Source organism: Streptomyces sp. SID13031, from assembly GCF_010548305.1.
In the GTDB taxonomy this organism is placed as follows: domain Bacteria; phylum Actinomycetota; class Actinomycetes; order Propionibacteriales; family Kribbellaceae; genus Kribbella.
In genome coordinates this window covers 130,258-142,589 of sequence record NZ_JAAGLV010000014.1, presented here as the reverse complement: position 1 = coordinate 142,589, position 12,332 = coordinate 130,258, and the positions used below count along the sequence as shown (strand labels likewise).

11 protein-coding genes are annotated in these 12,332 nt (G+C 68.2%); 7 read left to right on the top strand and 4 right to left on the bottom strand.

Translation table 11 applies throughout. The features are described from left to right. Position 1: 1 nt before the first annotated feature. Positions 2-598, bottom strand: coding sequence for a TetR/AcrR family transcriptional regulator (locus G3I17_RS26675; RefSeq protein ID WP_164600342.1), 597 nt, complete (start codon positions 596-598; stop codon positions 2-4). Between the two features lie 259 nt (positions 599-857). Between G3I17_RS26675 and G3I17_RS26670 the strand changes: the two genes are divergently transcribed. The 5 genes from G3I17_RS26670 (at position 858) to G3I17_RS26650 (ending at position 6,453) form a co-directional block, all read left to right on the top strand. Next, positions 858-2,192: an ammonium transporter gene (locus tag G3I17_RS26670; protein ID WP_239062929.1), complete on the top strand. Its 1,335-nt coding sequence runs from the start codon at positions 858-860 to the stop codon at positions 2,190-2,192. Further along, positions 2,189-2,527 (top strand): P-II family nitrogen regulator, encoded by a 339-nt coding sequence (locus G3I17_RS26665; protein WP_164600340.1) that lies wholly within the window; start codon positions 2,189-2,191, stop codon positions 2,525-2,527. The genes G3I17_RS26670 and G3I17_RS26665 overlap by 4 nt, the downstream gene beginning before the upstream one ends. Further along, the gene (locus G3I17_RS26660) at positions 2,528-4,795 is read left to right on the top strand and encodes a [protein-PII] uridylyltransferase (RefSeq protein ID WP_164600339.1); all 2,268 of its coding nucleotides are present in this window, start codon (positions 2,528-2,530) and stop codon (positions 4,793-4,795) included. It begins immediately after the preceding gene. Positions 4,796-4,805: 10 nt separating this feature from the next. Beyond that, a complete protein-coding gene (locus G3I17_RS26655) occupies positions 4,806-5,846 on the top strand; it encodes a DUF2332 domain-containing protein (protein WP_164600338.1) in 1,041 nt (346 codons plus the stop codon). A 94-nt stretch (positions 5,847-5,940) separates the two neighbouring features. Next, positions 5,941-6,453, top strand: coding sequence for a hypothetical protein (locus tag G3I17_RS26650; protein ID WP_164600337.1), 513 nt, complete (start codon positions 5,941-5,943; stop codon positions 6,451-6,453). A gap of 171 nt (positions 6,454-6,624) precedes the next feature. Here the strand turns inward: G3I17_RS26650 and G3I17_RS26645 are convergent, their stop codons facing one another. From G3I17_RS26645 to G3I17_RS26635, 3 genes are all read right to left on the bottom strand, one after another. Further along, complete coding sequence (locus tag G3I17_RS26645; protein ID WP_343238422.1) at positions 6,625-7,368, bottom strand: arginase family protein; 744 nt, start codon at positions 7,366-7,368, stop codon at positions 6,625-6,627. 197 nt (positions 7,369-7,565) lie between these two features. Then, complete coding sequence (locus tag G3I17_RS41745; protein ID WP_164600335.1) at positions 7,566-8,597, bottom strand: hypothetical protein; 1,032 nt, start codon at positions 8,595-8,597, stop codon at positions 7,566-7,568. A 3-nt stretch (positions 8,598-8,600) separates the two neighbouring features. Beyond that, positions 8,601-9,041, bottom strand: a complete 441-nt coding sequence (locus tag G3I17_RS26635; protein WP_164600334.1) for a hypothetical protein — start codon at positions 9,039-9,041, stop codon at positions 8,601-8,603. A gap of 134 nt (positions 9,042-9,175) precedes the next feature. Here G3I17_RS26635 and ffh point away from each other — a divergent pair, with 134 nt between their 5' ends. Beyond that, the gene (gene ffh / locus G3I17_RS26630) at positions 9,176-10,735 is read left to right on the top strand and encodes a signal recognition particle protein (RefSeq protein WP_164600333.1); all 1,560 of its coding nucleotides are present in this window, start codon (positions 9,176-9,178) and stop codon (positions 10,733-10,735) included. A gap of 132 nt (positions 10,736-10,867) precedes the next feature. Beyond that, the gene (locus G3I17_RS26625) at positions 10,868-12,238 is read left to right on the top strand and encodes a lytic murein transglycosylase (protein ID WP_164600332.1); all 1,371 of its coding nucleotides are present in this window, start codon (positions 10,868-10,870) and stop codon (positions 12,236-12,238) included. The last annotated feature ends 94 nt before the right edge of the window (positions 12,239-12,332 follow it).

Sequence of the window (12,332 nt, the reverse complement as noted above, 5' to 3'; positions counted from 1 at the left end):
GCTACTCCACGATGCACCTCATCGTCATCGAGACCAGGTGCTCGGCGTCCTCGACGGCCGGCATCTGCTCACCGGTCATCGCCCTGAGGATCAGCACGCCTGCCAGCCACTGAACCATCAGTACGGGATCCGCGGTGGGCCGGATCGGCTCGCCGCGCTGCCGGGCCCGCTCCAGCGCGTCCGCCGTCAAGGCGATCCGGCGCTGCAGGAAGCTGCGGTAGAACGCGGTGAACTGCTCGTCGCGGTTCATCTCCGTGACGGCGAGCCGGATCAGCGCGACCCCTTCCTTGCTGTTCACGAAGACCAGCGCGTCACGGTAGACCCGCAGCAGGTCGCCCGCGATCGACCCGGTGTCGGCATCGGGTATCTCGATGTCGAACAACTGGGCCATCGCGTCGTTGGCGAGGAGCTCCTTGCTCGCCCACCGCCGATAGATCGTTGCCTTGCCGACGCCGGCCGCCTCGGCCACGTCGTCCACCGTCATTCCGTCGAAGCCGCGTTCCAGCAGCAGCTGGACGGCGTACCGGCGGATCCTCGGCTCTGCGTCCGGGTCCCGCGGTCTGCCTCGACGCGGCCTCTCCCCGTTGTTGGTCCCCATTCGTACTTCCCCAGCTCGGACGGTCGCAGTGGCGCGGCTGCGGGCCGTGTGGTCAGGCCAGAGTGCCACATGACGGCCGATGTCACGCCGATGTCACTTGGCGAGGTGCTTTGTCACATGCCTGAAACATCAGGACCGATCGGTTGAAACGGCGCGCCGACACCGTTTGCGATGTGGCCGTGCGCGGGTTCCCCGGCGTTGTGGAGCTCCCCGACTGAGGACGCGGGCCACCCCCAGATCGATGGAAGGGATGACGTTGATGGAGATCAACGCCGGCGATACCGCCTGGGTATTGGTCAGTGCCGCCCTGGTGTTCTTGATGACACCGGGCCTGGCTTTCTTCTACGGCGGAATGGTACGCGTCAAGAGCGTGCTGAACATGATGATGATGAGCGCCATCACCATCGCGGTCGTCACCATCTTGTGGGTGGTGGTCGGCTACTCGCTGACCTTCGCCGGTGACACCGGGCACGTGATCGGTGACTTCTCGGAGGTCGGGCTGAAGGGCCTGATCGCCCCCGAGGCCGTCAGCGGAACGATTCCGACGCTCGCCTTCGTCGCTTTCCAGCTGATGTTCGCGATCATCACCCCGGCGCTGATCTCGGGCGCCATCGCCGACCGGGCCACCTTCCGTGGCTGGATCGCGTTCGTCGTGGGCTGGACGTGCCTGGTGTACTTCCCGGTCGCACACTCGGTCTGGTTCCTGGACGACGGCAACGGTGGCTGGATCGGCGACAAGCTGAAGGCGATCGACTTCGCCGGTGGTACCGCGGTGCACGTCAACGCCGGTGCGGCAGCGCTCGCGCTGGCCCTGGTTCTCGGGCGCCGGGTGGGGTGGCGCAAGGACCCGATGCGTCCGCACAGCCTCCCGCTCGTCATCCTCGGCGCCGGTCTGCTGTGGTTCGGCTGGTTCGGCTTCAACGCCGGTTCAGCGCTGAGCGCCGGTACTACGGCCGCGGTCACCTTCGTCAACACCCAGGTCGCCACGGCGGCCGCGGTGATCGGCTGGCTGATCGTCGAGCGGATCCGGCACGGCAAGGCCACCACGCTGGGCATGGCGTCCGGTGCGGTCGCCGGTCTGGTCGCGATCACCCCGTCCTGTGGCGCGGTCACCCCGGTCGGCGCGATCATCCTCGGCGTGCTCGCCGGTGCCATCTGCGCCTTCGCGGTCTCGCTGAAGTACAAGCTGGGCTTCGACGACTCGCTCGACGTGGTCGGCGTGCACCTGGTCGGCGGTCTGTTCGGCTCGCTGGCGATCGGCTTCCTGGGTACTGCGGCGGCGCCGTCCGCGGTGAACGGTCTGTTCTACGGTGGCGGTGCGAGCCAGCTCGGCAAGCAGGCGCTGGCGAACCTGGTCGTGGGTGTCTACTCCTTCACGGTGGCGTTCATCCTCGGCAAGGTGATCGATCTGACCATCGGCTTCCGGCTGCCGGAGGACGACGAGGTCGCGGGTATCGACCAGGTGGAGCACGCCGAGACGGCGTACGACTTCCTGTCCGCCGGTTCGGGCCTGCGCGGTCACAGCTCGGTCGCCCGTCCAGCATCAGCCGCTGAGGTCGAGACTGACACTGAGAAGGAAGGTGCGCACGCATGAAGCTGATCACCGCAGTGGTCAAGCCGCACAAGCTGGAAGACGTCCGGGCTGCGCTCGAGACCTTCGGGGTGACCGGCATGACGGTCACCGAGGCGAGCGGCTACGGCCGGCAGAAGGGCCACACCGAGGTCTACCGCGGCGCGGAGTACGAGGTGGACCTGGTTCCGAAGGTCCGGCTCGAGGTCGTCGTCGAGGACGGCGACAGCGCCGAGGTGGTGGACGTGATCGTGAAGGCCGCGCAGACCGGCAAGATCGGTGACGGCAAGGTCTGGGTGACCTCGGTCGAGTCGATCGTCCGGGTCCGTACAGGTGAGCTGGACGGAGACGCCCTCTAGATGGTGGATCGAGCAGCACAGCGGCGCGTGCGTGCCGAAGAGGCCGACGCGCTGCTGTACCTGCTCCTCTCCAAAGCCTGCGACGCCCTCGGTGTGCCTACCGAGGGCGTCGCGCTGGTCGCCGTCGGCGGCTACGGCCGGGAGGAGCTCTCGCCGTACAGCGATCTCGACGTGATGCTCCTGCACACCGAGGGATACCCGCGGATCGGCGAACTGGCCGCCCAGATCTGGTACCCGCTGTGGGACTCGCGGACCAAGCTGGACCACAGCGTCCGCACGGTTGCCGAGGCCCAGAGCGCCGCGGCCGACGACGTACGGGTGGCCCTGGGGCTCCTGGACGCACGGCACGTGGCAGGCGACTCGCACCTCACACTGCAGTTGCGGTCGGTCCTGATGGCCGACTGGCGCCGTACTGCGAAGACCCGGCTGCCTGCGCTCGCTGAGGCCTGCCGGGACCGGGCCAACACGGTCGGGGAGCTCTCACACCTCGCAGAGCCTGACCTCAAGGAGGCATACGGCGGGTTGCGGGATGCCGTCGTACTGCGGGCCTTGGTCGCCTCCTGGTTGATCGACGTACCGCACCCGGTGGTCGAGCGGGCCCGGCTGGACCTGCTGAACATCAGGGACGAGCTGCACTCTGTTGCCGGCCGGGCAACTGACCGTGTGGTCGCTGACGTGGCTGCTGAGGTCGCTGCCGGGCTTGGGCTGCCGGATCGTGATGCCTTGCTGCGACACATCTATTCGACCGGCAGGACGCTGGCACACGTGTGTGACGTGTCGTGGCGGCGGATCGAGAGCCTGGTGGCTCGGCCGCCTCGCTCACGACGCCGTAACCGCGCTGGTGGGCCGCTGCTGCTGGCACTGGACGAGGGAGTCGGGCAACACGAGGGCGAGGTCGTCCTGATGCCAGATGCTCGTCCGGAGCGAGACGTGGCTCTTGGACTCCGCGCTGCGGCCGTTGCGGCCGACAGGGATCTGGTGCTGTCTCCGGCCGTCTGTGCTCGGCTGGCGAACTCTGCTGCGTTACTGCCGGAGCCGTGGCCCGCTGAGGCTCGGCGGCTGCTCTGTGCGCTGATTGGAGCCGGGTCGGGTCTCCTGGAGGTCTGGGAGGCACTCGACCAGGCTGGGTACATCACGCGGATCCTTCCCGAGTGGGATCTGGTTCGCTTCCGGCCGCCGCAGTCGGCCGTGCATCGCTACACGGTTGACCGGCACCTGCTGGAGACCTGTGTCGAGGCTTCGAAGATGGTCCGGGATGTACGGCGTCCTGACCTGCTGCTGGTCGCTGCGCTGATCCACGACCTGGGCAAGGCGGTCGAGGGCGACCACAGTGTCACCGGGGCTGTCATTGCGACGGCGCTTGCCCGCCGGCTGGGGTTCCCTGAGCCTGATGTCGAGACGATCACGCTGCTCGTCCGGCAGCACCTCGTACTGGCTCAGGTGGCCACAAGGCGTGACCTGGATGACCCGATGACCGTGGAGCTCGTCGCGGGCATCGTGGGCGATACCGAGACGCTGGATCTGCTGGAGGCCCTCACGTACGCCGATGCGCGTGCTGCCGGGCCTGCGGCCGCCTCGCCGTGGCGACTCCGGTTGGTGGGTGAGCTGGCCCGGCGGGTGCGCGGTGAGCTGTCTGGGGGAGGGGCTGGGTTGTGGACCGACGCTCCGCCGATTCCCGTGCCCGAGTTGCATCAGGTGGTCGGTGTGGGACGCCTTGGCGTGACGGTGTCGGAGCATCGGGGAGACGTTCGGGTCAACGTGGCCGTGCCTGACCAGGTGGGCACGCTGTCGACGGTTGCCGGAGTGCTGGCGGTCGAGCGGCTCGCCGTACGGGCTGCTGTTGTCACCTCTGTCGAGGGGTTGGGGATCTCGCAGTGGTCGGTGTCCGGCTCGGCTCCGGACCCGGTGCGGTTGCGGGACCGGCTTGCTGTTGCCCTGCGCGACGACAGTGATCTCGTACGCCGGTTGGCTGCGCGGGACCAGTCGGCGTCGCGAGGGAAAAGTGCTGCGAGCCGAGTCGACTTGTTGCCAGAGGCATCAGAGACGGCCACTGTGCTGCAGGTGCGGGCACATGACCGGCCGGGCCTGCTCTACGACGTCACTGCAGCCATTGCTGCCACTGGGGCGGACGTGAGGTCCGCACACGTGAGCACGCTCGGTGCTGAATGTGTGGACGTGTTCTACCTGACTGATCGCGACGGGTCGCCGCTGGAGGAGGAAGACGCACGCACGACAGCCAAGTCGGTATTGGATCGCCTGACCTTCTAGTGTCGTACTGGTGGATCTAGTAGCGGCAATACAGCGGCAGGCAGTGGCTTGCGAGGACCTGGGTTCGCCCATGTACGCCGACCTGCTGAGGCGGCTCGTGGACGACTACGAGCTGGGTGGGACGTCCACTGCTGTCTTGGCCGGGTTCGAGTCTGCGCCTGGTGATGCGCTCATCGGGTTGCGGCTGTTGGGCGCAGTACACCGGCTGGTGTTGTCAGGGCAGGCGCCTGAGCTGGCTGTCTTCTACCCGAGCGTTGGCGGCGAGTGGGACGCAGTACTCGGGTGGGAAGCGTTCGACCAGGTACTGGCTGCGCGTGGGCCGGAACTGCGCAACCTGCTGACCCAGGCACCGCAGACCAACGAGGTCGGCCGCTCTACGGCCCTGTATGGCGGTCTGCTGCGGCTTGCGGAGGTTGTGCCGCTTCCTGTGCGGCTGTTCGAGATCGGGTCGAGTGGCGGGCTCAACCTGCGGGCTGACCACTTCCGCTACAACCTGGCCGACGGGTCCAGCTATGGGACTGCCGACAGCTCGGTGGTTCTTGAGGACGCCTGGTCCGGTCGCCCGATCACCCCGGCGGTGTTGCGGATCGCTGAGCGGGTCGGCAGCGACATTGCCCCGGTGAACCCGCTGAGCGAGGATGGGGCGCTCACGCTGACGTCGTACGTGTGGCCTGACATGACGGCGCGGCTGGAGCGGCTGCGGGGTGCTCTGGAGGTCGCGCGCAAGGTGCCGGCCGACGTACGGCGTGAAGACGCACTGTCCTTCCTGCGGAACCTGGAGCTGTCGGAAGGCCACGTCACCGTCGTCTGGCACTCGGTGATGTGGCAGTACCTCTCACCGGCCGAGCAGACGGCTGGGGACGCGCTCATCGTGGCGCTGGGGGCTCGTGCGACTCCGACCACGCCGCTGGCTCACCTGTGTCTGGAGCCGATGCGGCGTACGCCGGAGGCCGAGCCGGAGTTCCTCATCGTGTTGCAGGTCTGGCCCGGGGGAGCGCCGCGCATCCTCGGCACGGCCGATCCGCATGGGCTGCCGGCGTACTGGGAATGAGACCCCCACTTCCCCTCTTAGTTAGGTAACCCTTACTCTGGGCGAGAAACTTAGGTAAACCTAACCTAAGTCACCTGAGAGGATCTCCGCCCAGATGACAAAGCTTCGCCGGATCGTCCTGACCGTCGCCGCCGCCACCGCGCTCGCCGTCGGCCTGGTCACGCCCGCCTCCGCCGCACCCGGCAGCGCGAGCAACCTCGGCAAGACCCTGAACGCCTCGAACGCGACCGGCCTGGCTGCCGCCGGTGAGACGATCACCGTGACGGGTAGCGGCTACAACCCGGCCCAGGGGTACTACGTCGCGCTGTGCGCCGTGCCCTCCGACTACAGCTACGGCACCAAGCCGAGCCCGTGCGCGGGTGGCGACGGCCAGGGCGGTACGACGGTCGGCCCGTCGGCCTGGGTGACGAACAACCCGCTCGGCGGCAGCGCGTCGTACCCGATCGCGACCAACGGCACCTTCACCGCGCAGATCCGGATCGCCAAGGTGAACCCGGGCCTGGACTGCAGCGACCCGGACATCACCTGCGCGATCGTCAGCCGCCGCGACCACTTCGCCGCGAGCGACCGCACCGGTGACGTCTACATCCCGGTCTCCTTCAGCTGACGGCTCCCTAGACCCACCGCCGGCTGGACGGCCACTCCGGCCGGCGGTGTCCGGCTGTGAAGTGTCCCGACGGACAGGACATAGTGCCTATATCGCGGCCGGACGCAGCCTCCGTGAGCGTGGCGACGGGCCGAACGCCCGACTATGTCCTGTCGGTCGGGACGGCGTTCGCTAGTCCGTGAGGGCTGCGACCAGGGTGTCGGTGAGTTCCGCGGCGTACCGGCCGTCCGGGTCCAGATCCGGGTCGAAGATGCCGATGTTGAAGCCGACGCAGTTGGGCGAGGCGAGGAGCGGCTTGAGCAGGTCGCGAAGGTGCTCATGCTGCAGGCCGCCCGGGTCGGGGCTGTCGACGGCGGGCATCACCTCGGCGTCGAGGATGTCGACGTCGAGATGCACCCAGAAGCCGTCCAGCTCGTCCCACTCGAGGTGCTCGAGCACTCCGGCCGCGGCGCCCGCTGGATCGTCGATGACCGTGAGCGCCGACCAGTGGGGGATCCCCGCCTCGCGCAGCGTGCCCAGGTAAGCCTCGTCCTCCCGATACCCGAGCATCACGGCGTCGGTGTCGCGGATGTACGGCTTGAGGCCCCCCAGATCGGTCAGATCGTCCTGCCCGCGCCCGGTCACCAGCGCCAGCGCCTCACCGCCCGCGGCGCCGACATACTCGTCGTTGTCGACCGTGCGCATATCCGAGTGCCCATCGAGATAGACCACCCCGTATCGCCCCCGACGCCGCAACGCGACCGCCGGCCCCAGCAAATTGCTGCACTCCCCGCCCAGCAACACCACGAACTCGCCGCCATCCAGCAGCTCGCCGAGCCGATCAGCCAACTTGGTGGTGTAGGTCGCCATCGCCTCTGAGTTGAAGACCCCGTCGCCGGGCTTCCACTCTCCCCGGTCATACCGAGGCGGCGTCACGCACCCCGCGTCCCTGGCCCCGATCCGGCGCGCAAACCCCTGATCCCGGATGGCCCCCGCCAACTTGTAACACCCCGGCACGGTCCCAGGCGCCGGCGGCCGCAACCCCAGATTGGACGGCCCATCCAAAACAACCCTGCTCCCGACCACGAAACCCCTCCCTAACCACAAATACCCAAGCTTTCGGTTAGCAGATGCTAGCCCCGCCCAGGTCCACTCCCGCGCCCGTCCCCATCACCCACCCCGCGCCCCCGAGCCCCATCCCCAAGAACCGGCCGCCCCCGAACAGCCCCCACCGCCCCAGCCTGCCCACCCAAAAACCGCATCTCCGGATGCCCCTCACCCGGGTCCCCCTTCCCCGGCCCGACCCCCTCCTTCGGCGCACCCGCTCGATCGAGCACCCCCTCCCGCCCCGCCTCCGGATTGGGCACCCCACCCGAAAACACCTCCCCGGGCTTGAAGAAGTAATGCTGCCGAATCTCGTCGACTTTGGCATTCAAGCTCCGGCGTATGTCCTCGGCCACCTGTTCCCCGACCCTGGCGGAGCTCTCCGGCAGGACCGGCCACCCGGGGTGAACCATCGTCGCGATCAACGCAGCCCGTACCTCCCGCCGATGCTCGGCCTGAAACGGCACGACCTCACTCAGCCGATTCCGCATCACCCCGTCAGCCAACTGATCGAAATGCATCACACCGGGTCCTTGGCAGGCCTCGGAGATGAAGGCGTCCCGGTCCTTGGCGGGCCCGGTCACCTGGGTGACCAAGTTGTCCATCGCTGAGTGCGCGCCTGGGTAGGTGGCAGCGGGGAGCTTCAGACCCGGATAGCCGGCGAGGGTTGCGAAGATGGGGAAGTCGTTCATCGCCCGCAACTCGGCCAAGCCTTCAGTGGCGCCCAGCGAGTGCGGGGTGCGGACGGCATTCGGCTCCGCCGGAGCATCTGTCTCCATGCCGGCATGAGTCGATTCGTGAAGAACTGTGGCCAGCGCCTCGGCCTGCTCGTCGGCATCGGCCGACGAGGGAGAGCCGGTCAGGTGCCGCAGGACGCGATCCGCAGACAACCGGATGCTGCCGGTCTTCCCATTGAAGCCACCCCAACGCTCGGTATCACTCGCGTAGAGCGTTCCGTTCCAGCGATCAACCGCAGTCGGCCGCATACTGCGAGCCAGTCGGTAGAGCCTGGCGAATTCCTGATAGACACCCGACTCGCGAGGGACGACGCGGTCGTTCACGGGTCAGCTCGTCGGCGGCTGGGTGTTGTCCAGCGGAAAGGTCGGATCACGCAACTCGTTCTCGATGTGCTCCAGCACTCGCGTCATCGCACGTATGTGCGGAGCCTCGTCCTTGGCGGCCCGGTCGGCGATGGCCCAGATCTTGCGGCGGGCCTCCTCGAGGGCGGCGATCTGCTCCTCGACGGTGCCGTTGACCGGGTACGCCGACGCGTGGACCTGGCCGGCCTCGTGGTACATCGCGCTCCACTCCCTCGGCGGCTCAGGCGGATCGCTGAGGCGATCGATCAGAGTCTTCGTCCATGTGCGGTCGTGGTCGGATGCGTCATCGGGGACGAGCGCTCGGAGCTTCGCCTGCTCTGCGGCGACGTCCGTGCCCGGCTCGGTCTCGACCTTGTGGCGGGCACGAGAGAAGGCCGAGGTGAACACGGCGATGTCCAGTGGCATGGGGTCACGATATCGAGTGAGGGGTACGGGGTGGTGGGAGTTATCCACAGGGTTGGGTGGCCGGTAGACTCGGGGAGTTGCCTGGGGGTTTTTGGTGACTGTCTGATCTGCCGGAAGAAACGGACTGTGTTCTCGTGTTCGACACGCTTTCTGATCGCCTGTCCGCCGCCTTCAAGAATCTGCGCGGCAAGGGCAAGCTGACCGACGCCGACATCGATGCGACCGCCCGGGAGATCCGGATCGCGTTGCTGGAGGCCGATGTCGCGTTGCCGGTGGTGAAGGACTTCATCGCGGCGGTCAAGGAGCGGGCCGGTGGCGCCGAGGTGCGCGGCGGGCTGAACCCGGCGCAGCAGGTGATCAAGATCGTGAACGAGGAGCTCGTCACGATCCTCGGTGGTGAGACGCGTGAGCTGCGGATGGCCAAGCGGCCGCCGACAGTCATCATGCTCGCCGGTCTGCAGGGTGCTGGTAAGACGACCCTGGCCGGCAAGCTCGCGAAGTGGCTGAAGGAGAGCAAGCACCAGACGCCGATGCTGGTCGCCGCCGACCTGCAGCGCCCGAACGCGGTCACCCAGCTCCAGGTGGTCGGTGAGCGCGCCGGCGTACCGGTGTTCGCGCCCGAACCCGGTAACGGCGTCGGTGACCCGGTCGACGTGGCCCGGCAGGCGATGGACGAGGCGAAGGCCAAGCAGTACAGCGTCGTCATCGTCGACACCGCCGGTCGCCTCGGTGTGGACCAGGAGCTGATGAAGCAGGCCGCGGACATCCGCGACGCGGTCAGCCCGGACGAGATCCTGTTCGTCGTCGACGCGATGATCGGCCAGGACGCGGTGAACACCGCGCAGGCCTTCCTGGACGGCGTCGGCTTCGACGGTGTGGTGCTGTCCAAGCTCGACGGTGACGCCCGCGGTGGCGCCGCGCTGTCGATCGCGAAGGTCACCGGCCGGCAGGTGATGTTCGCCTCGAACGGCGAGAAGCTCGAGGACTTCGACGTCTTCCACCCCGACCGGATGGCGTCCCGCATCCTCGGGATGGGCGACGTGATGAGCCTGATCGAGAAGGCCGAGCAGTCGTTCGATGCCGAGGAGGCGGCCAAGACCGCCGCCAAGCTGCAGCGCAAGGGTGGCAAGGAGTTCACCCTGGACGACTTCCTCGCCCAGATGCAGTCGGTGCGCAAGATGGGTCCGCTGACCAAGATCTTCGGCATGCTGCCCGGCGCGGCCCAGTTCAAGGACCAGCTGGAGAACTTCGACGAGCGCGAGATCGACCGGATCGAGGCGGTCATCCACTCGATGACGCCGGCCGAGCGGACCGATCCGAACATCATCAACGGCTCCCGCCGGCTCCGGATCGCGAACGGTTCCGGTACCGAGGTGGCCACCGTCAGCGGCCTGGTCGAACGTTTCTTCGAGGCGCGCAAGATGATGTCCGCGATGGCGTCCGGCAAGGGCATGCCGGGGATGCCCGGAATGCCCGGCATGGGGGGTGCGGGCGGCGGCAAGAAGGCGAAGCAGCAGGCGAAGAAGGTCAAGCCCAAGCGCGGCTCAGGCAACCCGGCCAAGCGGGCCAATCCGGGCTCGAGCGAGCCGGCCGCCCCCGCGGCGGGCCAGCTGCCGGCGGCCTTCGGCGGCGGTGGTACGGGTGGTGCCTTCGAGCTGCCCGACGACCTCAAGAAGATGCTCGGCGACAAGTGACTGCCGGTTAGGGATTTGTTCACTGCGTGAGCTGGCGCACCGTTACCGGTTGTCCAGAGCCGTTAGACCGTTAAGATCATCCGTACGCCCAAGAATGAGGTACCGCGGACTACGTCGTGAGGGACGGTTCGGATGAGGCAGCAGTTCAAGGATCTGGACACTTGGCGGGGCAAGCTGACCGCTGTGTGGATCTGCCTTGCGCCGCCGACGGCCCTGGTGGTCGTGTTCGTGGCCGGTGGGGTCACCTCCAACACGTTCATCGTGGACGCCCAGGCGCTGAGTCAGCCGCGCAACGACTCCGTCTTCGACGACCTTGCCGAGAACCTGCCGGCCGGCCCCGGGGTCGACGGCAGCGTCCCGAGTGAGCAGAAGTCCCAGGTCGAGGTTCCGGTCACCGGAGCCGTGGACAGCGCCCAGCAGCCGATCACTGGCGTGACCGGCGACGTCTCCGGCATCCCGGGCACCGTGCTGGCGGCGTACCAGAAGGCCGCGAACGACCTGGCTCTGGCGCAACCCAACTGCGGGATCACCTGGCCGTTGCTGGCCGGGATCGGCAAGGTCGAGTCCGCTCACGCGAGCGGCGGCCGGGTCGACACGAACGGTGTGACCCGGGGCAAGATCCTCGGCCCGGTGCTCGACGGCGGCCCGGGGATGGCGGCCATCGCCGACACCGACCAGGGCCTGTATGACGGCGACGCCAAGTGGGATCGCGCGGTCGGCCCGATGCAGTTCATCCCGGGCACCTGGAAGTCCTTCGGCGCCGACGGCAACGGTGACGGCGTCAAGGACCCGCACAACATCTTCGACGCGGCCCGCGCGGCGGGCAACTACCTCTGCGCCGGCGGCGCGAACCTGAAAGACCCGCAAGGCCTGGTCCAGGCGGTACTGCGGTACAACCACTCGATGGACTACGTGTCCACCGTGCTGCGCTGGATGCAGACCTACAGCAGCACGACGGTGACGATCCCGGACTCGACCGACCCGATCACCCCGCCGGCCGACCAGAGCGGCAACGTCCAGAACGACCCGACGCCGCCGCCGACCACCCCGGTGACCCCGCCGGTCACCCAGCCGACGACCCCCGCGCCGACCACGCCGCAGCCGACGACACCGCGCCCGACGACGCCGACTCCGACGCCGCCGAAGTCGCCGCAGGGGACTCACCCGACGACGGGTCCCAGCCGGCCGACCGTTCCGACGACGCCGCCGACCACGCCGCCGACGACGCCTCCCACGACGCCGCCGACCACTCCGCCGACGACGCCTCCCACGACGCCGCCGACCACCCCGCCCACGACCCCGCCGACGACGCCGCCCACGACGCCGCCGACGACGCCGCCCACGACTTGCGGTCCGAACGAGACGTCGCCGCCGACCCTGCCGCCGACCGACCCGCCGGCGCCGGACCCGAGCTGCACGGTGCCGCCGACCACCCCGGCCCCGCAGGACACGACGCCGGCGCCGGAGAGCACTCCGGTAGCGTCGCAATCGACCCCGACCTGAGCCTGAAGAGGCCCGAAATCGGGTCGTGAACGTTAAGATTTCCCATCGCCGACCCGGTCGGACAGGGGCTCACAGGGGCCTGCTGAGCGTGGCG